Consider the following 25022-nt stretch of genomic DNA (forward strand, 5'->3'; position numbering starts at 1 on the left):
CTTAAGCTGATGCGCGCCTAAACTAAAATCCTCACGAAGAAGGCTTGTCAAGAGTCAACCCTTCCCTTCTCCTGCAGAGACGCTGCGCGTAGCAAGATCCACGAAGTGGTACGACTAAGCTCAGGGCAAGAAGTCAAGAGTCCAAGCTAGTGGTTTGTCAATTTTGTTTTGAGGGGTTTTTGGTAGTGCGGGCCGAAAAGCCCGCGTGAGCGAGACGCTCACACTACAGTCCCTCATTTCAACCCTGACAGACTACTAGGATTTGACCTTGGACTCTTGACCTTTGACAAACTCAGCGCGAAATATACAATTTAAGTGCGTAACAGCTTATCTGCAAATACTTAAGCTGCTTTTAGTGATATTTGACGCACGGGTATTTGCAGTACAAACTTTGTGCCTTGTTGTGGTGTGGAGTCGCAGTGAATTTTACCGGCATGTTTCTCAACGACAATTTGATAACTGATGGATAAACCTAAACCCGTACCTTTGCCTATAGGCTTTGTAGTAAAGAAGGGGTCAAATAATCGTGAATGGATCTCCTCTGGTATACCACAGCCGTTATCTGCGATCGCTATTGATATCCAATTTTCATCCATCATTTGAGTAAAAATGGAAATAATATTAGGATTGGCACTAATTTCGTCACTGGAACGTCCCTGATTTGATGTTTCTAAAGCATCAATAGCATTGCCCAGTAGATTCATGAATACCTGATTGAGTTGACCAGGATAACATTCAATCATAGGCAATTGACCATAATTTTGCACCACCTGAATCTCTGGGCGGTGGTTATTCGCTTCTAGGCGATGTTGCAAAATCAATAAAGTGTTATTCAGCCCTTCATGAATATCCACCATCTTGAATTCAGCTTCATCCAAGCGAGAAAAGTTGCGGAGAGATAAAACAATTTCCCGGATTCGAGTTGTCCCTATCCGCATAGATTGCAGAATTTTTTGTAAGTCCTCAGTGAGAAAATTGAGGTCAAGTTCGTCTAATAAATCCTGGAGTGGCTGTAGTGGTTCGGGATAGTATTGCTGATAATTTTCTACCAATTTTAGTAAATCACGGGTATAATTGTCTACATATTCTAAATTACCGTGAATAAAATTAACTGGGTTATTGATTTCATGAGCAACACCTGCTACTAGTTGTCCTAAACTGGACATTTTTTCACTTTGTACCATTTGCGCCTGGGTACGATGTAGTTCTTCTAGTAGGTCTTTCAGGTAAGTATTTTTCTCACTCAACTCTTGAGTGCGTTCTACAACCTTTTGCTCTAAAACTTCTTGGGCTTGTTGTTGCTCTTGCAATAGATGTTTGACAGAACTAATCAGTTGATTGAAAGAACTGGCGAGGCTACCAATTTCATCGTTACTGATGATGTCGGCTTGCAAATCGAAGTTAGATTCTTTGAGCGATCGCTTTGCTAAATAGGTTAAATTATGGATAGGTTGAGCAATGTTGCGACTGGTGATCACAGCCAAAGTAATAGCGATCGCTGTTGATATTACTATACTGATGATGATGATGCGCGAGCGAAAATTTCTGGCTTGATCAAGTTGGAACAGCGCTTGATTTCTTTGTTTAAAACTAGCTTGTTTAAACCGAATTAAATCTTCTGATAAGCGTTCAAACTTGATGCGGATTTGGATAGCTTCTGCTTCAGTTAGAGCAGCTAATACCTTTTGTGGTGATTGGGTAATTTGCGCTGGGTTTAAGTTCTGCGGGTCGATTCGCCGCCAAAGAGAAGTAGTAAACTGAATATATGCTTCAGTGGTGGCTCTATAATCTTGAACAAGTTGCTGAATTTGCTGCGACTCAATCGCCGATTGTGTAGAGTTATTACTAGTAGAGACTTGGAGTTGTGCTAATAAATCCTTGACTCGATTCACATCGTTAGTAAATTTACCAGTTTCGTAGCGAAACCAAATCGAATCTGTGAGTGTTGCTAATAGTTGTTGGGGATGCGATCGCACCAATAGAGTCATCACAGTTAATTCATTGATGAGACTATTTTGAGCATCTGCAATTCGTATTTGCTCTTGTGCTTTGCGTTGCGAAAAATCTCCAACTATTAACCCTATTCCTGTTCCCAAAATAGCAATACTAATTGCCAAACCATAACCGTAACCAATTTTTTTAGCAACACTTAAGTTAGCAATCAGATGTTTTCCCCAATCTAGAATTGATAGTTTTTTTACTAGCTTCATGACTTATCAATTCCTTGATTAAATAAATTTGTCCTGTCCAATTGCCTGATACACTTCTCGAAGTACGTCAAAATCCGCATCATTACCCAACACTACCTTGGCATTTTTGAACCTCACAGATAAACTTTTTACAGAATCAATTGCTTGCAAAAGTTGCTCTTTACCGCTCAAAATGCGTGATTGTATCTGAGCAACTACTGCTGGTTCTAACTGACTATTCAATACAAAAACATCACCTGGAAGCTGTTTTCCTTGAGCAATTATCGGATACTCTCGCTCCGTAGCACCTGCATTTGCCAAAGCGATTTTGTATCTGTGAAATGGTCTGACTATAGCATCAACTCTTTTAGTTTTGAGCATATTCAAACTGTCATCTCCTGACATGATAATCTTCAAGTCTGTTTGAGGATTTAAGCCCGCATCAATCAACAACTTAGAACCAGCTATATGAGCTGCTGTAGAACCTAACTTCCACATATCAATTTTTTTACCTTTCAAGTCAGGCGGTGATTTGATATTGCTATCAGCACGAACCACAATCACAGCATGATAACCAGGACGTGTCAGGCTAATCACTGGAACCGCATTGGTTCTGGCACGAATCACAACATATTCTGATGGTCCGGCCCAAACTAAATCTACTTGATTCGATTGCAAAGCAGAGGCTGCCATAAAATAGTCTTGTACTGGGAAAAACTCCACTGATGTTGCCAAAACCTTCTCTAAAGCTACCCGGAATGGTTCATAATCTTGCTGTAATTCTGTCAGTCCATTAGCATCGGTAACGGCGAATCTCAACTTGGTTGGCAGATTAACTCTAGTAGCAGAATCAGAATTAGTAGAGGAATTTGTAGTTGCACTACAACCAATAATTAAAAGACAAGAATACTTCAATAAATTTCGTCGTTTCATTTGATTTAGGGAATGGGGCATGGGGAAATAATCAACGACTCTTGCCTATTTGCCTATTACATCAAAGAGTTATTGAATAACCTTTTCTTGTCCAATAGCTTGATAGGCTCTACGAATCATGTCGAAATCTGCATCAATGGCAGCAGTCATTGTTGCACCCTGAAATTTGGCTAATGCTTCAACTGATAAAATGGCTTGCAAGAGCAGATCTTGCTGTTTGATCATTCTTGAACCAATAGCTTCGGTGATTTGAGATTCTAGTTGGCTGCTGACAGCAAACACATCACCAGGTAAGGGTGGCCCTTGAGCTAGTAATAAAAATTCGCTCTCTGAGAGTTTATCTACTTTTAATCGATTTCTATACTCAGCAAGTGACATAGATTGAGCATCAACAGCACCAGTTTTCAGTTTCTGCAAGCTGCTGGTATTTAATGCAATGATTTTAATTTCTGAGGGTTGGATACCTGCATCTACTAGCAGTTCTACAGCACCTAGATGACTAGCAGCACCACCCATGCGCCAGACATCAAGGGTTTTTCCTTTTAAATCTTTGAGAGATTTAATTTTACTCTTTGCAGAGACGACAATTACTGTGTTATAGTTGAGCCGCTCTAGCCTGACCACAGGTTTAGCCTGTGCCCTAGCACGTAAAATTACGTATTCTGATGGGCCTGCCCAGGTAAGGTCTACTTGACCAGAAAGCATGGCTGGTGCTGTGGCTAATATATCTTCTACAGGGAAAAACTCTATTTTGGTTTCCAGAACTTTTTCCAATGCGGCGCGGAAGGGTTCATAATTCCCTTGCAATTCTTTGATTCCTTTAGCATCGGTAATACTAAAGCGTAATTTTTCCGGGATTTTTACTTGAGATGTTGAGGAATGAGTATTAGTTGCAGCACTACAACCAGCCGCAAATAGTAGGAAAGACCAGAGGAATTTACGTCGCTTCATAGTTTATTTAATAAGAATTTTTCAGTAATCACACAAGGACTAAAATCCTCACCACAAACCCTGCCAAAATAATGGTGTTGTCTGACAAACTTAGAGTACCCAGTGATGATGAAGAGATCACAGAAAAACCAACAAGGTACTCATATAGAGGTTTTCTGATCGGTGGGGTACAGTTTTAAATCGCAAAGCTTGTGGGGGCAGGGGTTCCCTCCGTTGAGTGCAGTGGTGTTTGAGGAACGTAGCAAGATCCCCTAGGGTAAACCAACAAAGCCAAGACAATGCTGGGTGACGCTGCAAGTTCTCTAAAAGAGTACGCAAAGCCCATTAGTGTCAACTTAACGTGAAAACGATGTCCCGCAAGGAACTTCCGTTCCTTGCTAATAGCTAAAGTAATCTAAAGATTACTAAATATCCTCCAAAATCTTGAGTCTACTTCAGTAGACTTTAGCTATTAGCCAGAGAATTCATTCTCTGGGGGGTGAGGAGGCCCGCAGTGAAGCTATTTCTAGCTTAAGTTGACACCAAAGCTCAAAGCCTCAACCCAATCTTGTATCTTAAAAGAGGTACTTACTACTTACCTCATAAAACTTAACGTGATCAACCATTTTGCCGTTAAACAGCAACATTCATGATTGAACACTGATATTTAACTTGATTTTTACATAACTCCAACAGTTGCAATATTTTCAAAACACCTATTTTTGCTAATTTAGGTTCAATTAAAAAATATTTTTCCAAATAACTTATATAGTAACTCTCATTCTCCTCTGGAGTTAAATCTGGATTCACTCTGACTACAAAATCATAGTCTTGTATTGTCTTGTTCTTGCCATTGCAGTTACCTGCTGTTAAATCGATTTTAGTAGAGTTATATTCTAGAAAACAATGGATTTCGGGGATGTAATTTAACCCGTAAGGCTGAATAATATCATTGATACCCGTGACAATTTCGTCATTTAGTTGGTAAAAGCCAAGGTTTTTATATAAGTCTATTTCTAATTCTTGAGCTAATCTAGCAATTACTCCGTGTTTTGTGGTGCAAGTACCACAATTTTCTGCAAAAATAATTAGGGAGTTTTCATTTTTTGAATTCAAACCATAGGGTAAGTTTTTTACCCAGTAACAAGCTTCACAAAGAGTTATAATCCCAAGTTCAAGGAATTTTTCAGACACAACTCCTTTATGCTGGATATTGATGTTTGGCAGTAATTCAATTGAGTTCATGATTTTATTTATGTTAGGCTTATATAAGACTAATATTTGATTTTTAAATTAAACATAGGGTGGGCATTACCCACCCTACAAATACTTATATTTTTTCAAAAATCAAACTGCATTCCTATAGCTTGATTGGGGAATTTAATTCAGAAATGTAATTAAATTGCTAACTCTTTCTTTAATTTCATCTCGAACTTTACGGAAAACCTCGATAGATTTGTCTTTTGGATCTTCAAGTTGCCAATCTTCAAACAACTCTCTTGACACCCACGCTTCAGGTAAATTCACACCGCAACCACATAAAGAAATCACCGCGTCGTAATCTTCAGGGTGGAAATTATTTAAAGATTTAGAAGTTTGATTGCTGATATCAATACCAATTTCTGACATAACTTCTACCGTAATTGGATCTACTGTACTCACGTCTAAACCTGAACTAGAGACAATAATTTTGCCATTTCCTAATATGCGTGCAAAACCTTCCGCTATTTGCGAACGGCGGGAGTTATGAGTGCAAACAAACATGATTCGTTTCATGATGTTGTTGATATTTTAGTTAAGCCGGGAATTTTTCTATAGTTATGAGCGGCAGCTACCGCCGCTCAAATTTCTCTGTGTAGTTAGATTTTTCTTCTATGCACAACAAGGTTTTTCCGTCGTCAATACATTCTTTTCTGGTGCTATGTCTGCGATTTTTACTACAAATACTTCCCATTTATTACCATCTGGATCTGTTACCCACACCTTATCTTGCAAAGCGTAGCAACATTCAGTATTTTCTTCGGTGAATAATGCTAATCCTGCTTCTTCAAACCTTTGTATGGATGCTTGTACTTCTTGTGTACTTTCAACCTGTACACCTAAATGAGACAACGCACCACCTGTCTGCACAGTTGTAGCTAAATTCAATGTCAGGTTTAAGGCTGGATTGGGAATATCAAACTTAGCGTAGTCGGTTTTATATTTCACAGGTGCTACGCCAAACATTGCTTGATAAAATGTTACAGATTTCTCAATATTGGTAACATTCAAAGCTACATGAGTTTTGAGAACTGTCATGGTTTTCACTCCTTTTGATTGTTTTAAATAGTACCTTTATTTGTGCCGTGGGGCGATGAAACTTGGAAAAAACGCTTTCTGAACCAGAAGGATAAACTGACCAAACTAATTAACACAGGAACTTCCACCAACGGGCCAATTACGGTAGCAAAAGCCACACCAGATTTTATCCCAAAGACTGCAATAGCAACAGCGATCGCTAATTCAAAGTTATTCCCAGCCGCCGTAAATGCCACACTTGCAGCTTTTGTATACTCGGCTCCAATTTTCCATGCCATGTAAAAGCTAGTTAAAAACATGAACAGGAAGTAAATAATTAGCGGTATCGCAATGCGAACAACATCGAAGGGAATTTGCACAATTAAATTCCCCTTGAGGCTAAACATCACCAGGATGGTAAATAACAGAGCCATCAAAGTAATGGGACTAATTTTAGGAATAAATTCATGATGATACCACTGCTTACCTTTGGCTCTAACTAAAAGCACGCGAGTGATAAATCCAGCAAGAAATGGAATACCTAAATAGATAAAAACACTATTAGCAACTTCCCCAATACCAATGTTGATTACACTGCCTTTAAAGCCAAATAAAGGTGGTAAAACCGAGATAAAAAACCAGGCATAAACGCTATAAAACAAAACTTGAAAAATACTGTTAAACGCTACGAGTCCGGCTGTATATTCAGCATCACCTTTAGCCAGTTCGCTCCAGACAATTACCATTGCAATACAAGGCGCTATTCCCACCATGATTAAACCAGTCATATATTCTGGATAATCATGTAGAAACAGCATGGCAAGTGTAAACATCATTACCGGGGCAATCACCCATGTCTGTATTAAAGATAAAGCCAGAATTTTAGGATTGTGAAATACATCTCCTAACTCTTCATATTTTACCTTTGCTAATGGCGGGTACATCATGAGAATTAAACCAATAGCGATTGGTATGTTAGTAGTTCCTACTTGAAATTGATTAATAAATGCTTCTAATTTCGGGAAAAAATAACCCAGACTGACCCCAATAGCCATTGCTAGAAAAATCCACAAAGTTAGAAAGCGGTCAATAAAAGAAAGGCGTTTTGAGGTGGATTTTGTCATTAATATTCCTCTGTTTTTAACTGTTAACTGTTAACTGTTAACTGTTAACTGATTTAATCTCCGTCTCCGGCTTTCCAGGCGATCGCTTTACTTGGTTGAGGATTTGGTAGCTTCAGTGTAACTACTGCTGCTACTAGTACAAAAAACATCGATACCCACAGGCAACCCACTAAGCCAAACATCTGATAAACCAGCCCAGATAATACAGTTCCGACCAATCGACCACCAGAGTTAGCCATGTAATAAAAGCCGACATTCAGTGCCACTTTGTCATCATCGGTAAATGCCAAAACTAGGTAGGAATGAACTGCTGAGTTGAAAGCAAACACCACACCAAAGATCAGGAGTCCACCAACGATCGCTATATTTGCAGGTACGCCAAGTTGGAGAGAAAGAGCGATCGCTGCAGGAACTGCTGTTAAAGTAAATGTCCAGAACTGAATGGTTTTGGCTTGCGGCGGACGGCCCGAACCAAATTGCTGGATTAACGTTGGTGCTAGTGATTGAATCATACCGTAGCCAATCACCCAACAAGCCAAGAATCCCCCAACCTGATAAAACGACCAGCCTAAAATACTACGTAAAAATACTGGTAAACCCACTACAAACCAGACATCACGAGAACCAAAGAGAAAGAATCGCGCCGCCGAGAGAATATTAATTTCTTCGCTCTTAGAAAACAGTTGGCTAAACTTAATTTTCTTCTTGATTTTGCCCATCCCTTTCGGCAGCATTAGCCCAGAGAACATAATTAAGGAAAGTCCCACTGCCATAATCCACAGGGAATTGATGAAGCCAACTGAAGCCAGCAGAGCGCTACCGATAAAAAAGCCAACCCCTTTCAGAGCATTCTTGGAACCAGTTAGCACTGCTACCCATTTAAATAGAGACGACTGAGCATCTTGAGGCACCACCAAGCGAATGGCGCTTTTAGAACTCATCTTGGTTAAGTCTTTCGCAATCCCAGAAAACGCCTGAGCCACCATCACATAGAGGACTGCAAGCCACTGTGCCCAATTTGGATTGAGGAATGACAGCATGACTAGAGAGAAAATCTGTAGTCCAATCCCTGTATAAAGCGTCACTTTTAGACCAAATTGAGAACCAATCCAGCCGCCGAAAAAGTTTGTGACAACTCCGAAGACTTCATAGAACAGAAACAAAAAGGCAATTTGGAGCGGGGTATAACCAATTTTGTTGAAATAGAGCAGCACCAGCATTCGGAGCGCTCCATCAGTCAGGGTGAAGCCCCAATAAGCCAGCGTCACCAGAATATAGTTCTTGAAATTAGCGCGAGAAGCTGTAGTAGAAGCCATGAGGGAATGGGGAGGTGGGGAGAGAGATGAGGATGATGAGGGAGATAGGAGAAATAACTATTGCTCTATTGCCTAATTCCTAAGACTCAAAGCCACCTTACGGGCGAGTTCAACCATGCGGTTCGCATAGCCCCATTCGTTGTCATACCAAGCGAGTATTTTCACTTGCGTCTCATCCACCACCATTGTGGAGAGGGCATCAATAATAGAAGAGCGAGGATCGTCTTTATAGTCGATAGATACCAAAGGACGTTCTTCATAGCCCAGAATGCCTTTGAGTGGTGCTTGCTCAGAAGCCGCTTTCAAAAGGCTATTAATTTCTTCTACCGTCGTGGGGCGCACAACCTCAAATACACAGTCTGTCAAAGAAGCGTTGAGCAGTGGTACTCGCACCGCCAAACCATTCAGCTTGCCGTTGAGTTCGGGATAAATCAGTCCGATCGCTGTGGCTGAACCGGTTGATGTGGGAATTAACGATAAACTAGTCGCCCGCGCCCGACGCAAATCCTTGTGAGGTGCATCAACGATGGTTTGAGTGTTGGTGTTGTCATGGATTGTGGTGATAATTCCATGTTTAATACCCAAGCCTTCATGAATCACCTTGACAACTGGGGCTAAACAGTTGGTGGTACAGGAAGCAGCAGTTAACAGATGATGTGTATCAGGTTGATATAGATGATCATTGACTCCCATGACAATATTTAGCGCTCCTTCCTTCACCGGAGCCGCCACAATTACCTTCTGTACGCCTCGCTTGAAATAAGGATCAAGGGTTGCAGTTGTCCGAAATTTCCCGGAGGATTCCAGCACCAAATCCACACCTAACTCTTCCCAAGGAACTTCACCCGGTTGGGAATACTCGCTAAAGCTGAGGGATTTACCATCAATCAAAACGCGATCGCCCTCGGCTTCTACCTCCGGTGTCCAACGCCCGTGAACAGAATCAAATTTCAATAAATGCGCTGCTGTTACAGCCCCACCTTTAACTTCATTGATATGGACAAACTCTAATTCCGGCCAACCCCAAGCAGCCCGCAAAGCCAGCCGTCCAATCCTACCAAATCCGTTGATTCCCACACGAATTTTCATCAGTTTTCTTACCATTAATTAAATACAAAACCATCGAAATCTCAAAACCCTCTTCATCTCTGCGTCTCTGCGTCTCTGCGTGAAAAAAACATCCCCCAAATATGCAACACTAAAACTGTTTTTGTTTGCGTAATAATTCGCCAATCGTCAAATCTAGTTCTGATTTCCCAGCAAATACTGTTCCGGCTTTGCCTTTATTTAAATGAACATAACCAATTTGGTAAGCTTCTGGTGGTAAAGGTATATAACCGACAGAAATAGCTGTTTTTGATGCGTTGCGAACATAGAAATCTACAAACTTGTATACTGCACCATTTTGTTGAGTAGACCAAGGATTGACGTAGATTAATAAGGGTCGAGAAAGTGGTTGATATTTGGCTTTTTCTACAGTTTCTCGTGATGGTAAAACTGCACCTTTGCCATTGTTAACTGCCAGCACTTTTAACTTATTTTGGTTGGCTTCGTAATAAGAAAACCCAAAGTATCCTAAAGCATTCGGGTCTTTACTGATACCATCAACTAAGACGTTATCATCTTCGCTAGCGGTGTAATCTTTGCGGCTGGCTCTGGCTTTACCTACAGTTGCTTGTGTAAAGTAGTCAAAAGTACCAGACTTATCTCCAGCGCCATATAAATTCAGTGGGCGATCGGGCCAAGATGCCCGTACTTGGTTCCAACGGGTGATTTTTCTTTCAGCCGCAGGTTCCCATATTTTTTTCAATTCTTCGACGGTGATGTCTTTTGCCCAGTCGTTTTGAGGATTAACAGCAATAGTCAGGGCATCAAAAGCTACGGGTATTTCTATGAATCTGATGCTATTTTTATTACAGGCTGCCATCTCTTCGGTGGTAATTGGTCGAGAGGCGTCGCTGATGTCTATTTGTCCAGCACAGAATTTTTCAAACCCGCCACTGGTACCGGAAAACTTGACTTCAATTTGGGGGCTATTTTTGGCGGTGGTTTGATATTGTTTGGCGATCGCATCCGTAATTGGATATACAGTACTAGAACCGTCTATTTTGATCGCTGCTACTTTTCCAGAATCAGCAACCTCTGCCGCTTTTTGCGACTGCTGAGTTTGATCTGATGAATTCGATGTAGATGTACAGCTGGATACTAACGCGAACATCCCCAACGCGAGAGCCAATTGTGTTGCTACTGCGTTCATTGACCTCACCTATATGACTGAGATTAAAGGTACATCTCTATCATTTCAAAAAAAATTGATATGTCAATCACCAGTGAGGCAATATATACAAAAATTCATCAAAAAAACTTGATGGGTTAAGAAGGCTTATTGCAGGGAGTTGCAGGTAATATCTGACTCAAGCGGCAATAATCGGCTAGATACTGCTCTAAAGCCGCAAATTGAGGTAAATTCAGGCTGTAATAAATCCAGCGTCCTTCTTGGCGGGAGTTGACTAAACCAGCTTCCTTGAGGGTTTTGAGGTGAAATGAGAGTTTTGACTGATTGACTCCCAACGCATCACACAAGTCACAAACACACAGTTCTCGCTGTCGCAGCAGTTCTATCACCCCAATTCTGAGGGGATCGGAAAGGGCATGAAAGCCGGCAACAATTAAATGAGGGATGGTAGTTGAGGAGGTTGGCATTAATTACAGCGTGATAAAGGTTATCTCTATTCTGAACCAGAGATCACAACTTCTGGTTGATCGCAGATACTAGCTTGTTTAAATCTGTGCAAAGCTTCACTATCCGGGCGACTAGAAGTCGCGGCTACACAGACAAAACCCACACTTCGACAAGCTCAGTGACCGCCTGCGGGGGTTAAAAACCCTTGATTTTGTATTAGTCCACGTAGGTGGACTTTGCTTGTGTAGTAGCGAATTCTATTCGCCCAATACTTGAAAAACATCCTCTAATTTCCTTGATTGGAACTTTTCACATTTTCTAACTCGGTTAGCGACAAACCAGTAAACTCGCAAATTGTGCGATCGTCAACCAGCCCCAACATCTTTCTGGCGATCTCATAGGTTTTTTCTTGCTTACCCTCTTCACGTCCCTCCTCACGTCCTTCCTCACGTCCCTGAGATAGAGCTTTGGTAATTGCGCCCTTCTGATCCTGAATAAAAATCTCGCGTTTTTCTTGATCTTCCAACTCATCAAGACTGAGATTTGCTTGATTGGCAATGTTAAAAGCCTTTTTGATCTCAGGGATATCGTCCAGATTAACGGGAATTTCTTGTAAACTTCTCGCATTATTCAAGAAATACAGCCATTTATCGACTATCGTTTCTAATTGCGATAACTGCTTCTGGAATTTTGGCAGTTCCACAAAAATCAATTCAATATCGTAAATCGGATAATCGATCAGATAATCTTTCTCTTTTAAAATGAATTTTGAGATCACACCATTCAATTCTACAAACATGACAAAATCGGTAATCGTTAAGGCAATTACGGGATTCAGCAGGTTATATCCTTGTCCAGATATTAATTGAGTGGAATAAGACTTAGCTGCATTATATAAAATTCTTTTTTCAAATCCTTCTACATTCAGGACTTGCATTTCGATAATTACAGTGCTTTGCTCACCAGTTGCAGCATTGCTAATCTTCGCTTTGATATCTAGATAAGTATCCTTAACGCCGCGAATTTTTGGAGCAAGATAGGGATTGAGGATTTCTAAATCTTGAATTATATGCTGTTCTTCATAAATTAAGGCATTGAGAAAACTAATCAAAATATCTTTGCTATCTTCTGAACCGAAGATTTTCTTGAAAGCAAAGTCAATCTTGGGATTGATGAAGATCATAGATTTACATTGAAAGCTTGCCTAGCTAATATTATATCCTGGCTTCCTCATGTTCTAAATATGGATTCATTCCTGGAAATATCACAGCCATAGTTTAAACTCCTGATTCTGAACCAGAGATCACTGCTTCTAGTTGATAATAAACACCAGTTTGTTTAAATCTGTGCAAAGCTCCACCGAGGCGATCGCACTTTGTCAACACTTATCTTAACCCCTGCTGCCGCAATAATGCATCCACCCAAACTGCATCTGATTCTGATAGTGTTGGGACTGGTTCTTGACTATAATCTATAACCAAATCATAATCATAAATTTCATATACTTGATTCAACAATGTTTGTAAATCTATCACTGGTTCACTATCACCAGAACGCAAAGGTAGGGGAAAAGAAGGGATTACATCTGGTAAATTAAAAGCATATAAATCAGCGACAGGACGACGATTTCCCAGGGCAACTAAAATCCGATAATCACTCTGAATATGATCGCCAAACATTGGCATGGGTTCGCCTTTGCGTAATAAATCGATTTCTAATAAATTGGTGCGACTGCCTAATACCTGTGCGCGTTTTTCTTCATAAGTGCGTCTCCCCTTACCTGGACGTTTATTAGTAGGAGAAAGAATTTCAATTGTCGTTACTAATTGTTCTGTGCCTACTTCTTTTACTTCTAAATATCCTTCTTTGATAGTGATAGGTATTGGCACTGTAACCTTTACAGGTTCGGGTGTTGGTGTAGCAACTGCTACATTAATATTTTTGATATCATTGGCATTTTGCCGATTTTTCACTATCACATCAGGAATCCCCACAAGTAGGGAACTATCATCTGTGGTTTCATACATCCGCACTTCAACAGCGACTCGATATTTAGGGCGCAGTCGATGGGATAAAAATCTAGCGATTTCACTAATTAGCAAGTGATGTAATCCAGGAAATAATTCAGGATGTTCTAAATATGGGTTCATTCCTGGAAATATCGCGGGCATAGTTTAAACTCCTGATTCGGAACCAGAGATCACAGCTTCAGGTTGATAGCGGATACCAGCTTGTTTAAATCTGTGCAAAGCTTCACCTAGGCGATCGCAATCTGCAATCAAGCTAATGCGTACATACCCCTCACCCGCTACGCCAAAAGCATTTCCGGGAGTCACCACAACGCCTGTTTGTTGCAAGACATTCAGGGCGAAATCTGTAGAACCTTGACCCACAGGACATTTCACCCATAGATACATGGTAGCTTTAGTTTTGGGAACATCCCAACCCAACTTACCTAATCCTTCTATGAGAAAGTCGCGGCGGGTGCGGTAGCGCTGCTGTACTTCATGCAAGTAGACATCTGGGAGTTGCAGGGCAGTTTCGGCGGCTGTTTGCAAGGCGGCAAAAATACCATAATCTAAGTTAGTTTTTAAAGTCCGCAAACCTTGAATTACGTGGCGATTTCCCACCACAAACCCCACACGCCAACCAGCCATATTGTAGGTTTTCGATAAGGTGTGAAACTCGACACCGATGTCTTTCGCGCCAGGAATTTCTAACAAGCTGGTGGGTTGATAACCATCAAAAGCTAACTCGGCGTAACACAAATCATGTACCAGCAAAATTTCATATTTGCGGGCGAAGGCGACGATTTCTTCAAAAAATTCACGGGGGGCGGTGGCGGCGGTGGGATTGCTGGGATAATTGAAGTACAGTATTTTGGCTTTTCTCGCAACTTCGTCGGGAATGGCGGCTAAGTCAATTAACCAATCATTTTCTGGCTTGAGAATTAAGCTGTAGACTTGTCCCCCAGCAATTACAGGGCCACGAAAATGGGCGGGGTAGGCGGGAGAGGGTACGAGAACGACATCGCCTGGGTTGATATAGGCGATCGCTAAATGGGTTAATCCTTCTTTAGAACCGAGTAGGGGTAAAGCCTCGCTATCAGGATCGAGAACCACATCATAACGACGACGATACCAATTAGTGATGGCGCGGCGGAAACTGGCTGTCCCTTCAAAAGGCGGATAACCGTGATTGGCGGGATCTTGCAAAGCCGCGATCGCCGCTTCAACTACTGGTTGTGGTGTCGCGCCATCGGGGTTTCCCATCCCCAAATCAATCAAATCCAACCCTTGTTCTCGTGCTTTTGCCTTTAGTTCATCTAAACGGGCAAACACATAAGGTGGTAGCTTTTGTATACGTTCTGCTGGGACAATCCAATCGAAACTCATTCCTCAACCTCGTCACTCATTCCCATAACTGAAACTCGATTAGTCGCATCTCGACTATCTATTGGTGCTGTGGTAGAAACCATTGCAGCCATTAATTGTTCCAATGCGACTTTGAAAGGTAGTCGATGGATATCGGAATTAGGACTGAGGGCAATTTCTGCGGCTGTTTGTAACTCGCTCAAAGTGATGTTACCCAATCCTAAGTCGTCTAATTTTTTTGGTAGTCCAATCTCTGCGTAGAACTTTAATAACTGTTGTCTGGATGATGCAGCTAGCTGATTACCCTGAATCATTTCTTCTATTCGCAGTTGCACCAAGATACCGTAGGCGACTTTATCACCGTGGATGCTACCATGTCCACAAATGTGGGTTAAACCATTATGCACTGCGTGGGCGGCAACGGTGCGACACTGTGCGCCTCCGAGTCCGCCAATTACTCCAGCTAATAGAACTGTCGCGTCTACAACTTCACGCCAAACCTCGCTACCTGGTTCTTTCAGGGCAACTGCTGATTTTTGGAATAAGATATCCCGTAAGACTCGCGCTTGTTGAACTGCAGCAATAGTTAAAGTTTGTTGGGAATTGCCACTGCTAACTGATGCTTCGTACCATTTAGCGATCGCATCACCGATTCCTGCCACCAGAGTACTTTGTGGTGCAGTTGCAATCAACTCATAATCGAGGATTAATAAATCTGGACAGTTAGACAACGCCACATCATAGAGAAACGCCCCAGTTTCAGAATACACGTTTGAGAGGGCAGACCAAGCCGCACAAGTAGCTGCGGAAGTGGGAATTGTCACCACTGGTAACTGTAACTGAAAAGCGATTAATTTTGCTGTATCTAGGGCTTTACCGCCACCCACACCAATAATTACATCCGCTTGATGTTCTTTAGCTGCTCGATTGAGGGATTTCAGGCTAGTTTCACAGCAATCAGCACCATAGGAAACAGCCGCAACATTTAACTTTTGCTTTTCTAGCAATGGCTGCAGATGCTGTTGGCTAATTTTCAGAGTGCGATCGCCTGCAACAATTAAGGGATGACTTCCCAAACGGGCGATTTGGGCGATCGCCGCCTGCAAAACGCTGACACCACAGATTACTTTCGCTGGGGCGATCGCTAGCGTGAATAATGAACTAGGGGCTTGAGTAGACAATGTTTGAGTAGAAAATTGATTGAGCATATAACTAGTTTGCCAAAACTTTGATATTTCTAAATCTAATTAACATTGTGCCTGGGGCTAGGCAGTACTTTCAAATCCCAGAATCCTTGACAGCTTACTTTAAGTCCATAGTGCCCATTAATCTGAAATTCCGAACTATCAAAGTTTTGAATAACCGTATATAAAACCACAATACCACTCATCCGATACTCAAGAAAAGTCATTGAGTGTACGGGATATAGATGATTTGCCCAGCGCCTAATACCCATTGCCAATCGGCTCATGAGCTTTATTTTAAAATCTTAATCTAAAAATAATACTTTATGTATGCTATGCTACAAAAATTATTATTTTATTTTGGTAGCGGGTTCCTGCCTAGGCTGTTGACTTTGTACGAAATTAGCTAAAAATTATCATGCAATTTTTGTGTTTACCGTAGGGGCATCGGCACTGCCGTGCCCTGATGAGAAAGAGAAATAAAAACCGTTATCTTGCAGAGAATTTCCGCGATCGCTCACCTCAATCAACGGAATTCTATCGTGCAATGTCTGAAGTATGAAGAGACTTGTATAGTAAGCTTTTTAGCTTGTTGTCATGGGTGGTTTATATGGGCTGTGGCGATCGCACATAAAATGCGATCTACCTTCAGCCTACTGTCTCTTATATCCCTTTAAGCCGTGGGTTGAGGTAATTGAGCGAATTTTTCTGGGTAAATTTCCACTTTCACTTCAGGGTCTTGACGATTAGTTAGTGATCGCTTAATCTGACCCAAGTATACTGGTACAGACACTCCCGGTTCTGGGTGAATAATCGTGCGAGCGCGGACTGTGAGTTGGTTTTCTTCTCGTGAACCCAAGCGACCGGAAGAATAGAGATTACTAGACGCTTGACGTAATGTGGCTTCTAATTGTGTAGGGGTAATCTGGGGTGAAGTCGCGATTACCGCGTGTGTAGAACCATTGTCATAAACTAGAGTGAACTTCGCCGCACCAGGAATGACAGTGCGACTTAAGGGTACTAGCGAGAGTGAGAATAAACCACCAGTCATTACCAACATAAAACCAGTCGCACCCACCAGCCGAAAGCGGATACCCCATTTAAAAATCAAACCCAAGGCTGTCAAGACGGCGAATACCAAAGTGGCTATACCCGACCATTGGGTGTATCGGAAGAAGTCAGCTGTTGTGAGCATAAGGTTAACTATTACGGCTTTTGTTATTCATGAGCGATACATCCATTCTACCGAGTGCCTACGCCGTAAAGTTTGCTGCGATCGTAACTAAATATTTATTAAGTAAATCTTAAAGAGGGTAGCCACTGCTTGGCGCAGATTTCCTGTGTTGTCGCCAGTGGCGTTGTGTTAGTCCATAGGCAAACGCACCGTGTTGTTTAACGGTGCGTAACATGGAGAATCTAGACACGGTTTTTAGCTTACTAATTCAACTAAAGCATCCCATTGAAATCGAACTACACACGAGACTGCGGAGCCACGATAATATTCAGTTGTGAATACTGAAAGTGCAATATTGGTTTGACCAGGATCGACAATTTGTTTCACCTTGCAGATTTGCCTCTTGTTTTTGCAGTAGGCAATGATGCGATCGCCAGCTTTGATATCCAACGCTTTAATTTTCAATTTCTACGCAACCTCATTAATGAATTGGCTTAACTAGAATAGAAAGCTACTTCTACGACTGACTCGCTTAACAATTAGAATACTCATTTAGTATAGCACAAAATTAAAGTTAAGTATGATATCAAAAGAGAAAATGTTCTGTCAAGATGATTTATGCTTAATGTCATATAAAATACTAATTTATCAGAGCAGAAGAAAATGCTAGCTTTATTAAAGGGTGAGGTCCGATTACCTCAAAAGCTACTATTTGGTCGTAACCAACGAATTATCTGCCCAACAATTAGGCAATCTATGATGATGAGACATACTTGCCTTTGTTGTTCATACACTTTACTCCGTCACGTCCGCCCAGAGGGAATTTATTGGCGTTGTAGCCACTGTTATCAGGAAATGCCAGTTTAAAGGGAATAGCAAACAAGAGGCGATCGCATATGATGATATACCTCTAATATGCGATCTAGCCATTATTTATTAAGACAAGCGTGTAATCCGCTGCATGGCCTCTTCTACATTCTCGCGACTGTTAAACGCTGAGATGCGGAAGTAACCTTCACCAGCAGCACCAAAACCAGAACCGGGAGTTCCCACCACATTCACAGTTTGCAGCAACTTATCAAAAAATTCCCAACTGGATAAACCATTGGGTGTTTTCACCCAAACATAAGGCGCATTTACACCACCGTAAACTGCTAATCCAGCCGCTGTGAGTTGCTCACGAATAATTTTGGCATTTTCTAGATAAAAGCTTACCAACGCTTTAATTTGCGCCTGTCCTTCATCAGAGTAAACCGCTTCAGCACCCCGCTGCACAATATAGGACACGCCATTAAACTTAGTAGATTGGCGGCGATTCCACAGCTTCCAAAGTTCTACATCAGAACCATCGGCGGCTTTGGCTGTCAGCGTTTTAGGTACGACGGTTAACGCACAACGGGTTCCTGTAAAGCCGGCATTTTTGGAAAAGGAGCGAAACTCGATCGCTACTTCTCTTGCACCCTCAATTTCATATATAGAATGGGGAATATCAGGATCAGTGATGTAAGCTTCGTAAGCAGCATCAAAGAAAATGATTGAACCGTTTGCTTTAGCATAGTCTACCCATGCTTTTAGGTGTTCTTTAGTAGCAGTTGCACCAGTGGGGTTATTGGGAAAGCAAAGATAAATTAAATCAACTTTCTTTTGGGGAATCTCTGCGGTGAAGTTGTTTTCAGCCGTCACGGGTAGATAAATCAAGCCTGCAAACTCGCCTTTGTCGTTGGCATTCCCCGTATTTCCAGCCATGACGTTAGTATCTACATAGACAGGATACACTGGGTCAGTGACAGCGATCGCATTATCATGACCAAAGATTTCCAGAATGTTCCCAGAATCGCACTTAGAACCGTCAGAAACGAAGATTTCTGAAGCATCTATGTCAGTACCCCGTGCTTGGAAATCTTGCGCTGCAATTTTTTCTCTTAACCAAGCATAGCCTTGTTCTGGGCCGTAGCCTTTAAAGGTAGTGCGATCGCCCATTTCGTCAACGGCTTTGATCATAGCTTGGCGACAAGCTGCTGGTAAAGGTTCCGTGACATCGCCAATACCAAGGCGGATAATCTTCGCATCAGGATTGGCTTGTGCAAAAGCATTAACCCGCCGCGCAATTTCCGGAAACAGGTAACCGGCTTTCAGCTTCAGATAGTTATCGTTAATCGTTGCCATTGTAATTTGTGAAAAACGCCCTCAAACAGCTTACTGCTAAATTTTAGATGTGAGACACCTTTGTCGCTTTTGGCATAACGATAGCTTATTGTGGAATTGCGATCGCACAACTTGATGAAAATACAATACGCTAAAATAGCCCTAGAAGCGATGACTGATAACTGTTAACTGATAAGGAAGTCTTGTAATGAGCATCCCACTTGTAGACCAGTCTACAGAAGAGAAATTGGTAATTCTCAAAGATGTTTCTTGGGAGCAATTCAAAGGTATTGAGACACATCTCCAGGATAATCATCATATACGCTTGTCTTACTTATCAGGAATCTTAGAAATTATGGCTCCAATTGGTGAGAAACATGAGGAAGTGAAAAGCACAGTTGGCTTGCTGCTAGAAGTTTATATGAAATTGTTGGGTATTCGATTTTACAGACGTGGTGGTTTTACTTTGGAAGAACAGGGGTATGCTTCTGGAACACCAGATGAGTCTTACAGCATTGGTACTAAAAAAGAAGTTCCTGACATTGTGATTGAAGTCATCGTCACTAGTGGCACTATTAACAGGAAAGAGTTATACAAACCCAAAAAAGTACCTGAAGTTTGGTTTTGGAAGTCTAACACTATTCAAATATTCCGTCTTACCGAAGGTGGTGAATATCAAGAAGTGAACAGAAGTGGGTTTTTTCCCGATTTAGATCCGGCTTTATTGCTACGTTATATCGCTATGCCTGATCAGTATGATGCTGTGGTTGAATTTGAGCAAGCTATCCGGAATCAATAAATATTTATCCCCAAATTATTTGCAAATTTAAAATAAATCCGGATAAAACATCTTCCCCTGATAATTCTTGTGGACATTCTGATATTTCTACTGATTGTTCAAGACGATAAATTTCTACTTGACGCATTTTGGGATTAATTAACCAACCTAATTTCACTCCGTTATTGATATATTCCCGCATTTTTTCTTGCGTTTCTCTCAAAGTATCGCTTGGTGACATTAACTCTAAAACAAAATCAGGGGCGATAGGCGGAAACTTTTCTTTTTCTTCGGGTGTGAGTGCATCCCATCTATCTTTTCTAATCCAAGCCACATCAGGAGAACGGTTTGCACCATTGGGAAGTTTAAAGCAGGTGGAAGAATCAAAGCAAACTCCTAATTTAGTTTGGCGATTCCAAATGACAAAATCTGACGCAACTTCAATATTGCGCTTTCCAGTTTCTCCACCTGTGGGTGACATTATCAGCAGTTCTCCCTTTGCATTGCGTTCAAATTTGATTTCAGGATTTTCCCGACAGAGTTGATAAAATTGGTTGTCGGTGAGTTGGATAATCGAGTTTAAGTTGAGTGCGATCGCTGTCATAGGGATTATGTTGGGAATAACATCAACTTTAGTGAAATTGTCAGCGAAATAAAAAGTCTATTGAAGAATAAACGGGACAAACTTTACTACTTTTGTGCATCTTCGTCTAGCGCTTTCTGGATAGCGCGACGACAAAATTCAGGAGGATCTTCTTTCGCCTTGACTTCTTCCTTCATTTCTTTGGTGACACGAAAACTTAGTTGTTCGCTTAGTTCTTTGCTTGGCGGATTCTCAAAATTCTGAGGGTTCCCTTTTGGGTTAGGCATTGTTGAGAAAAGTAAATATAGCTTGATTCGGTGAAACCAGCGAAATAAATTGTTTTTATTGGTGGGTATATACCGTGGAAAGTGAATACCCACCATGTCCACTTTTTGAGAATGAACTCTTTCATTTTATGTTCACGAGAACCGAATTAGAAGTTAGATCCATCCCGGAACTGCGTAATCTGTGCCGTAGATACGGCGTTAACGTGGTTGGTGCATCTGGGAAAGCAGGATATATTGCCTTACTGCAGTCATTTCCCCAAATCGCCTTACAGCAGTTGAGAGCAAGTAAAAGATTGAAGTTACCTAACCTGACATGCATGGAAACCCTTGCCACGGTATTGTCCGAAATAGGTGAACCGACCAACCAGCAGATATCCCTGATTAGGATTTCCCTGGAGGGTAGGAGAATGAGTTATCCAGATAGGTTTGACCAAGAAAAGCTATTAGCTATCTACAAAGCGAGGATGGAGATTGAAAGAGCGATCGCCTTATTGAACCAGTAGAGGATATGCTGTCAACATAAGCTAAAACTGAATCCTGCGCGAACTCACAGAAAATCAAGGATTTTTAACTCGCGCAGGCAAGTTTAAACCGCCGCAAACTCAGTATATTTCCTCGCTTCTGGAGGCTGAAAAGCCAACACAATATCGCTAGCAGGAACACTTAAACGCATTAACTCAGTCCCAAGGCAGGCTACGGTGTACACATAAGTACTATCTGAAAGGGTTTCAAGCGTTATAGACCCCTTGAATTGTCATTATGAGTGGAGCGTTCGCCTACTTCGTCTCGTAGAGAAGTAATACCAATTTAAAAAAAGAATGCGACAGATGGGTAGGGGCACGGCACCCATAAACTATCAATTTTCCCGAAAGTCTATGGAAGCCGTGCCCGTACGAAGAATGTATGTGTTGCAAACATTATTTGAATTGGTATAATCGCATAGTCCGGTGGTGAAAGCGATTGCTACCCTACGGCAACACTTCGTGAACGTCGTTCTTCTGGTGCCAGACGCTATGCCTAGCTTGCAACTCCTGCGGAGTATGCAATGACGGGTTTTGGATCATTTATTTTGTGGAACACTCTAAACGTAACGACAGCAACTTCATTCCTAACGACAGAACTTAGTGTCGTTACGACAGCAACTTCATTCCTAACGACAGAACTTAGTGTCGTTACGACAGCAACTTCATTCCTAACGACAGCTTGTTGTGAAAGTGCGATCGCAGAAGTTCACTAAGGTGTACTATTTTTATGAGCAAATTGCCTAGACTTGCCATCAGGGCTAGGTAGTGTGATTAAATTTTCTACATCAGGGTAAGTAGCTCTGTCATTAGGAGTGCGATCGCCTACTTCTAGATAAGTAGCAATTGTTGATGAGTTATTCACCAAATGATGTCCATTCGCCTCACCTGCGGGAAATCCTGCAGCCATTCCTGGAGTCAGAATTTCTGCACCTGCATCTGTAATTAATGTCAATTCACCCTCTAAGACATAGATGAACTCATCTTGATGAGAATGCCAGTGTCTAATAGAAGAATAGCTTCCAGGTTCTAACTTCACCAGATTTACCCCAAAGTTATTTAGTCCGGCAAATTCAGCTAACCGTTGCTTGATTCTACCTGCAACCAGTGGCTTGAACTCATCAGGATAATTCGTGCTTCTTTGACTCGGTACTTTTTGAGGATCGATAATCATGGAATTATCAATATGGCAAACAGGATTTATTGTGGATATTATCACAGATAACAGTCAACAGTTATCAGTTATCAGTTATCAGTGAATTAGTAAGTCGGCACAATAAAAGCAAACTGTGTGAAGAAAAGTAAACAAGGCTCAAACCCTATTACTTTATCCTAGCGACAATTATTTACGCCGAGTTACTTAGTCTAAACTATGAATCAGAATATGAGCAGTGCCAAAATTTCTATTATTATTCCCACTATCAACGAAGCAGGAAATATCAAAGAAGCAATCAATAGCACTCAACCCAGCACAAATGTAGAGGTGATTGTGGTTGATGGTGGCTCAAAAGATGACACGCTAGCAATAGCGCAGACATTGGGGGTAAAAATTATCTCATCACCCCCTGGTCGTGCTGTGCAAATGAACATGGGTGCTACGGCTGCTAGGGGTGAGATTCTGCTATTTCTCCATGCAGATACCCTTTTACCAACTGGGTTTGATGCCATGATTCGCACAGTGCTACAACAACCTGGAACTGTTGCAGGTGCTTTCACCTTGCGAATTGATGCATCTGGTTTGGGTATGCGTTTGGTAGAATGGGGAGTGAAATGGCGATCGCATTTTTGGCAAATGCCTTATGGGGATCAAGCAATTTTTTTAACTAAAGAAATATTCCAGCAATTTGGCGGCTATCCTGAACTCCCTATTATGGAAGACTTTGAACTGATACGTCGTCTAAAACGCCAAAGTAAAATTACTATTATTCCTGTACCAGTTGTTACCTCAGCCCGTAGGTGGTTACAAAAAGGGATTTTGCCAACCACCCTGATGAATCAAATAGTAATTATTGCTTATTTACTCGGTGTTTCACCAGACAGAATTCGTAGCTGGTATCGCCGAGAAAAATTTAGCCAGGTTAAATCAGAAAATTAAATTGTAGGCTATGCGATCGCTAAATATCCAACTTCACACCCCGAATTGCATAATCCAATAACTCCATCGGGTGCATCACAGAAATTTCCTTACCCTGTAACTGTAAATGCTTAGTAATTTGCAACGTACAACCAGGATTAGCAGAAGCGATTAACTCTGCACCAGTATTCAATAAATTCTGTACTTTTTGCTGACCCAATTCCTCGGCAACTTCCGGCTGTAGCATATTATAAACACCAGCACTACCACAACACAAAGCCGCATCTATCGGTTCTCTTAGCTGCACCCCGGGAATTTGCTGTAACAATTGGCGTGGTTGCACACTAATCTTTTGTCCATGTAATAAATGACAAGCATCTTGATAAACTAAATTCAAGGTTTTATCAGTCAGCGGTAACAATTTTGTGGTTAACCCAACAGTTGCTAAAAACTCTTGAGCATCTCTAACTTTCGCTGCAAAAATCTGAGCTTTTTCTCGATAATCTGGATCATCTTCTAAAATATGACCATATTCTTTCAAGGTATGACCACAACCAGCAGCATTGATAATCACGAAATCTACATCAGTATGCTCAAAACTATCAATCATCTGCCTAGCTAAAGTTTTCGCCTGTTCTGTTTGTCCTTGGTGTTCAGGAAGTGCCGCACAGCAACCTTGAGATTGGGGAATGACAACTTCACAACCATTAGCTGTTAAAACCCTGACTGTGGCTTCATTAACAGGGGAGAAAAACAGCCTTTGTACACATCCTAAAATCACCCCAACTCGATAACGCTTCTTACCTTGTGCGGGAATAAAAGTAGGCAAATTCCCTTGAAATGATTTGAGAGTAACTGCCGGCAAAATTGATTCCATCGCTCCCAATCTGGGAGATATTTTATTTAGTAAACCCGTGGCGCGGAAGAACTTAGGAAAGCCTAATTTTTGATAAACCAACAATGGGACAAGTAGAATTCGTAAAAGGCTAGGATAAGGAAATACAGAAAATATCAGTTGGCGAAATAGATTATCCGCTAAACTCCGGGGATAATTCCGTTCAACTTGGTGACGAGTCGCAGAAATCAACTTGTCATACTGCACACCAGAAGGACAAGTAGTCACACAAGCAAGACATCCCAAACACGAATCAAAGTGTTCGGTTGTGGCTGTATTCAGTGCAATCTCTCCTTCATTAATTGCATCCATTAAATAGATACGTCCCCTAGGAGAATCCATCTCCTTCCCCAACACCCGATAACTAGGACAAGTTGCCAGACAAAACCCGCAATGCACACAACTATCAATCAACTTTGGATCGGGTGGATGACTCCCGTCAAACCCCTGTAAATTTTTCACACTTGCCGTATTATTCACAGAATTTTCTGAAACTTGCATATTGATCTTTTCTTCCTGCTTAATTTTTGAGTCCTGAGTATTTCTGTGGTTCCT

27 protein-coding genes are annotated in these 25022 nt (G+C 41.4%); 5 read left to right on the forward strand and 22 right to left on the reverse strand.

The window, feature by feature from the left end; translation table 11 throughout:
• Positions 1-341: 341 nt before the first annotated feature.
• The 15 genes from CAL7507_RS04800 to CAL7507_RS04870 all read right to left on the reverse strand — a co-directional run bounded on the left by CAL7507_RS04800 (position 342) and on the right by CAL7507_RS04870 (position 16034).
• Entirely contained in the window at positions 342-2210 is a 1869-nt protein-coding gene (locus tag CAL7507_RS04800) for an ATP-binding protein (RefSeq protein ID WP_015127304.1), read from the reverse strand.
• A gap of 18 nt (positions 2211-2228) precedes the next feature.
• Positions 2229-3122 (reverse strand): phosphate/phosphite/phosphonate ABC transporter substrate-binding protein, encoded by an 894-nt coding sequence (locus CAL7507_RS04805; RefSeq protein ID WP_042341823.1) that lies wholly within the window; start codon positions 3120-3122, stop codon positions 2229-2231.
• Between the two features lie 69 nt (positions 3123-3191).
• Positions 3192-4073, reverse strand: a complete 882-nt coding sequence (locus CAL7507_RS04810; protein WP_015127306.1) for a PhnD/SsuA/transferrin family substrate-binding protein — start codon at positions 4071-4073, stop codon at positions 3192-3194.
• Positions 4074-4685: 612 nt separating this feature from the next.
• Positions 4686-5297 (reverse strand): hypothetical protein, encoded by a 612-nt coding sequence (locus CAL7507_RS04815; protein ID WP_015127307.1) that lies wholly within the window; start codon positions 5295-5297, stop codon positions 4686-4688.
• A 135-nt stretch (positions 5298-5432) separates the two neighbouring features.
• Positions 5433-5828, reverse strand: coding sequence for an arsenate reductase, glutathione/glutaredoxin type (gene arsC, locus CAL7507_RS04820; protein ID WP_042341187.1), 396 nt, complete (start codon positions 5826-5828; stop codon positions 5433-5435).
• Between the two features lie 96 nt (positions 5829-5924).
• Positions 5925-6350, reverse strand: coding sequence for an ArsI/CadI family heavy metal resistance metalloenzyme (locus tag CAL7507_RS04825; protein ID WP_015127309.1), 426 nt, complete (start codon positions 6348-6350; stop codon positions 5925-5927).
• A 23-nt stretch (positions 6351-6373) separates the two neighbouring features.
• Entirely contained in the window at positions 6374-7453 is a 1080-nt protein-coding gene (gene arsB / locus CAL7507_RS04830) for an ACR3 family arsenite efflux transporter (protein ID WP_015127310.1), read from the reverse strand.
• A 53-nt stretch (positions 7454-7506) separates the two neighbouring features.
• Complete coding sequence (gene arsJ, locus CAL7507_RS04835; protein ID WP_015127311.1) at positions 7507-8769, reverse strand: organoarsenical effux MFS transporter ArsJ; 1263 nt, start codon at positions 8767-8769, stop codon at positions 7507-7509.
• 72 nt (positions 8770-8841) lie between these two features.
• Positions 8842-9858 (reverse strand): ArsJ-associated glyceraldehyde-3-phosphate dehydrogenase, encoded by a 1017-nt coding sequence (locus CAL7507_RS04840; RefSeq protein ID WP_015127312.1) that lies wholly within the window; start codon positions 9856-9858, stop codon positions 8842-8844.
• A 109-nt stretch (positions 9859-9967) separates the two neighbouring features.
• Positions 9968-11026: a PstS family phosphate ABC transporter substrate-binding protein gene (locus CAL7507_RS04845; protein ID WP_015127313.1), complete on the reverse strand. Its 1059-nt coding sequence runs from the start codon at positions 11024-11026 to the stop codon at positions 9968-9970.
• Positions 11027-11142: 116 nt separating this feature from the next.
• Positions 11143-11472, reverse strand: coding sequence for a helix-turn-helix transcriptional regulator (locus CAL7507_RS04850; protein ID WP_015127314.1), 330 nt, complete (start codon positions 11470-11472; stop codon positions 11143-11145).
• Positions 11473-11738: 266 nt separating this feature from the next.
• Positions 11739-12635: an Rpn family recombination-promoting nuclease/putative transposase gene (locus CAL7507_RS04855; protein ID WP_015127315.1), complete on the reverse strand. Its 897-nt coding sequence runs from the start codon at positions 12633-12635 to the stop codon at positions 11739-11741.
• 202 nt (positions 12636-12837) lie between these two features.
• Positions 12838-13623, reverse strand: a complete 786-nt coding sequence (locus tag CAL7507_RS04860) for a DUF4058 family protein (protein ID WP_015127316.1) — start codon at positions 13621-13623, stop codon at positions 12838-12840.
• A gap of 3 nt (positions 13624-13626) precedes the next feature.
• Entirely contained in the window at positions 13627-14847 is a 1221-nt protein-coding gene (locus CAL7507_RS04865; protein WP_015127317.1) for an aspartate aminotransferase, read from the reverse strand.
• Positions 14844-16034: an iron-containing alcohol dehydrogenase family protein gene (locus CAL7507_RS04870; RefSeq protein ID WP_015127318.1), complete on the reverse strand. Its 1191-nt coding sequence runs from the start codon at positions 16032-16034 to the stop codon at positions 14844-14846. Before CAL7507_RS04870 ends, CAL7507_RS04865 begins: the two co-directional genes overlap by 4 nt.
• A gap of 470 nt (positions 16035-16504) precedes the next feature.
• Here CAL7507_RS04870 and CAL7507_RS31530 point away from each other — a divergent pair, with 470 nt between their 5' ends.
• Complete coding sequence (locus tag CAL7507_RS31530) at positions 16505-16687, forward strand: hypothetical protein (protein ID WP_144051192.1); 183 nt, start codon at positions 16505-16507, stop codon at positions 16685-16687.
• Here CAL7507_RS31530 and CAL7507_RS04875 read toward each other — a convergent pair.
• Positions 16684-17205, reverse strand: coding sequence for a Ycf51 family protein (locus CAL7507_RS04875; protein WP_015127320.1), 522 nt, complete (start codon positions 17203-17205; stop codon positions 16684-16686). The two genes, CAL7507_RS31530 and CAL7507_RS04875, sit on opposite strands and share 4 nt — an antisense overlap.
• A gap of 339 nt (positions 17206-17544) precedes the next feature.
• On the opposite strand from CAL7507_RS04875, the gene CAL7507_RS32215 reads away from it, so the two are divergent.
• Positions 17545-17682 carry a hypothetical protein gene (locus tag CAL7507_RS32215; RefSeq protein ID WP_160166311.1) on the forward strand — a complete coding sequence of 46 codons (138 nt, stop codon included), beginning with the start codon at positions 17545-17547 and terminating at the stop codon, positions 17680-17682.
• Between the two features lie 438 nt (positions 17683-18120).
• On the opposite strand, the gene CAL7507_RS04885 is transcribed toward CAL7507_RS32215, so the two are convergent.
• Positions 18121-19350 (reverse strand): LL-diaminopimelate aminotransferase, encoded by a 1230-nt coding sequence (locus tag CAL7507_RS04885; protein ID WP_015127322.1) that lies wholly within the window; start codon positions 19348-19350, stop codon positions 18121-18123.
• 187 nt (positions 19351-19537) lie between these two features.
• On the opposite strand from CAL7507_RS04885, the gene CAL7507_RS04890 reads away from it, so the two are divergent.
• Positions 19538-20128: a Uma2 family endonuclease gene (locus CAL7507_RS04890; RefSeq protein WP_015127323.1), complete on the forward strand. Its 591-nt coding sequence runs from the start codon at positions 19538-19540 to the stop codon at positions 20126-20128.
• A gap of 4 nt (positions 20129-20132) precedes the next feature.
• On the opposite strand, the gene CAL7507_RS04895 is transcribed toward CAL7507_RS04890, so the two are convergent.
• Both CAL7507_RS04895 and CAL7507_RS04900 read right to left on the reverse strand, forming a co-directional pair.
• Positions 20133-20711 (reverse strand): Uma2 family endonuclease, encoded by a 579-nt coding sequence (locus CAL7507_RS04895; RefSeq protein ID WP_015127324.1) that lies wholly within the window; start codon positions 20709-20711, stop codon positions 20133-20135.
• 86 nt (positions 20712-20797) lie between these two features.
• Entirely contained in the window at positions 20798-20977 is a 180-nt protein-coding gene (locus CAL7507_RS04900) for a hypothetical protein (RefSeq protein ID WP_042341826.1), read from the reverse strand.
• Positions 20978-21105: 128 nt separating this feature from the next.
• Here CAL7507_RS04900 and CAL7507_RS04905 point away from each other — a divergent pair, with 128 nt between their 5' ends.
• Entirely contained in the window at positions 21106-21480 is a 375-nt protein-coding gene (locus tag CAL7507_RS04905) for a hypothetical protein (protein WP_015127326.1), read from the forward strand.
• Positions 21481-21563: 83 nt separating this feature from the next.
• On the opposite strand, the gene CAL7507_RS30525 is transcribed toward CAL7507_RS04905, so the two are convergent.
• On the reverse strand, positions 21564-21683 hold the full coding sequence (locus tag CAL7507_RS30525) for an element excision factor XisI family protein (protein ID WP_369750861.1): 120 nt from the start codon (positions 21681-21683) through the stop codon (positions 21564-21566).
• Positions 21684-22210: 527 nt separating this feature from the next.
• On the reverse strand, positions 22211-22672 hold the full coding sequence (locus CAL7507_RS04910) for a cupin domain-containing protein (RefSeq protein ID WP_015127328.1): 462 nt from the start codon (positions 22670-22672) through the stop codon (positions 22211-22213).
• A gap of 210 nt (positions 22673-22882) precedes the next feature.
• Between CAL7507_RS04910 and CAL7507_RS04915 the strand changes: the two genes are divergently transcribed.
• Positions 22883-23593 carry a TIGR04283 family arsenosugar biosynthesis glycosyltransferase gene (locus CAL7507_RS04915; RefSeq protein ID WP_236556879.1) on the forward strand — a complete coding sequence of 237 codons (711 nt, stop codon included), beginning with the start codon at positions 22883-22885 and terminating at the stop codon, positions 23591-23593.
• Positions 23594-23612: 19 nt separating this feature from the next.
• On the opposite strand, the gene CAL7507_RS04920 is transcribed toward CAL7507_RS04915, so the two are convergent.
• Complete coding sequence (locus tag CAL7507_RS04920) at positions 23613-24968, reverse strand: (Fe-S)-binding protein (protein ID WP_015127330.1); 1356 nt, start codon at positions 24966-24968, stop codon at positions 23613-23615.
• Positions 24969-25022 lie beyond the last annotated feature (54 nt).

Source organism: Calothrix sp. PCC 7507 (genome assembly GCF_000316575.1).
In the GTDB taxonomy this organism is placed as follows: domain Bacteria; phylum Cyanobacteriota; class Cyanobacteriia; order Cyanobacteriales; family Nostocaceae; genus Fortiea.

What these genes read in the sequence shown, in the direction of transcription:
- CAL7507_RS04800 (WP_015127304.1), bottom strand. Translation starts at nt 2,210, where the DNA reads ATGAAGCTAGTAAAAAAACTATCAATTCTAGATTGGGGAAAACATCTG.
- CAL7507_RS04805 (WP_042341823.1), bottom strand. Translation starts at nt 3,122, where the DNA reads ATGAAACGACGAAATTTATTGAAGTATTCTTGTCTTTTAATTATTGGT.
- CAL7507_RS04810 (WP_015127306.1), bottom strand. Translation starts at nt 4,073, where the DNA reads ATGAAGCGACGTAAATTCCTCTGGTCTTTCCTACTATTTGCGGCTGGT.
- CAL7507_RS04815 (WP_015127307.1), bottom strand. Translation starts at nt 5,297, where the DNA reads ATGAACTCAATTGAATTACTGCCAAACATCAATATCCAGCATAAAGGA.
- arsC (WP_042341187.1), bottom strand. Translation starts at nt 5,828, where the DNA reads ATGAAACGAATCATGTTTGTTTGCACTCATAACTCCCGCCGTTCGCAA.
- CAL7507_RS04825 (WP_015127309.1), bottom strand. Translation starts at nt 6,350, where the DNA reads ATGACAGTTCTCAAAACTCATGTAGCTTTGAATGTTACCAATATTGAG.
- arsB (WP_015127310.1), bottom strand. Translation starts at nt 7,453, where the DNA reads ATGACAAAATCCACCTCAAAACGCCTTTCTTTTATTGACCGCTTTCTA.
- arsJ (WP_015127311.1), bottom strand. Translation starts at nt 8,769, where the DNA reads ATGGCTTCTACTACAGCTTCTCGCGCTAATTTCAAGAACTATATTCTG.
- CAL7507_RS04840 (WP_015127312.1), bottom strand. Translation starts at nt 9,858, where the DNA reads ATGAAAATTCGTGTGGGAATCAACGGATTTGGTAGGATTGGACGGCTG.
- CAL7507_RS04845 (WP_015127313.1), bottom strand. Translation starts at nt 11,026, where the DNA reads ATGAACGCAGTAGCAACACAATTGGCTCTCGCGTTGGGGATGTTCGCG.
- CAL7507_RS04850 (WP_015127314.1), bottom strand. Translation starts at nt 11,472, where the DNA reads ATGCCAACCTCCTCAACTACCATCCCTCATTTAATTGTTGCCGGCTTT.
- CAL7507_RS04855 (WP_015127315.1), bottom strand. Translation starts at nt 12,635, where the DNA reads ATGATCTTCATCAATCCCAAGATTGACTTTGCTTTCAAGAAAATCTTC.
- CAL7507_RS04860 (WP_015127316.1), bottom strand. Translation starts at nt 13,623, where the DNA reads ATGCCCGCGATATTTCCAGGAATGAACCCATATTTAGAACATCCTGAA.
- CAL7507_RS04865 (WP_015127317.1), bottom strand. Translation starts at nt 14,847, where the DNA reads ATGAGTTTCGATTGGATTGTCCCAGCAGAACGTATACAAAAGCTACCA.
- CAL7507_RS04870 (WP_015127318.1), bottom strand. Translation starts at nt 16,034, where the DNA reads ATGCTCAATCAATTTTCTACTCAAACATTGTCTACTCAAGCCCCTAGT.
- CAL7507_RS04875 (WP_015127320.1), bottom strand. Translation starts at nt 17,205, where the DNA reads ATGCTCACAACAGCTGACTTCTTCCGATACACCCAATGGTCGGGTATA.
- CAL7507_RS04885 (WP_015127322.1), bottom strand. Translation starts at nt 19,350, where the DNA reads ATGGCAACGATTAACGATAACTATCTGAAGCTGAAAGCCGGTTACCTG.
- CAL7507_RS04890 (WP_015127323.1), top strand. Translation starts at nt 19,538, where the DNA reads ATGAGCATCCCACTTGTAGACCAGTCTACAGAAGAGAAATTGGTAATT.
- CAL7507_RS04895 (WP_015127324.1), bottom strand. Translation starts at nt 20,711, where the DNA reads ATGACAGCGATCGCACTCAACTTAAACTCGATTATCCAACTCACCGAC.
- CAL7507_RS04900 (WP_042341826.1), bottom strand. Translation starts at nt 20,977, where the DNA reads ATGCCTAACCCAAAAGGGAACCCTCAGAATTTTGAGAATCCGCCAAGC.
- CAL7507_RS04905 (WP_015127326.1), top strand. Translation starts at nt 21,106, where the DNA reads ATGTTCACGAGAACCGAATTAGAAGTTAGATCCATCCCGGAACTGCGT.
- CAL7507_RS04910 (WP_015127328.1), bottom strand. Translation starts at nt 22,672, where the DNA reads ATGATTATCGATCCTCAAAAAGTACCGAGTCAAAGAAGCACGAATTAT.
- CAL7507_RS04915 (WP_236556879.1), top strand. Translation starts at nt 22,883, where the DNA reads ATGAGCAGTGCCAAAATTTCTATTATTATTCCCACTATCAACGAAGCA.
- CAL7507_RS04920 (WP_015127330.1), bottom strand. Translation starts at nt 24,968, where the DNA reads ATGCAAGTTTCAGAAAATTCTGTGAATAATACGGCAAGTGTGAAAAAT.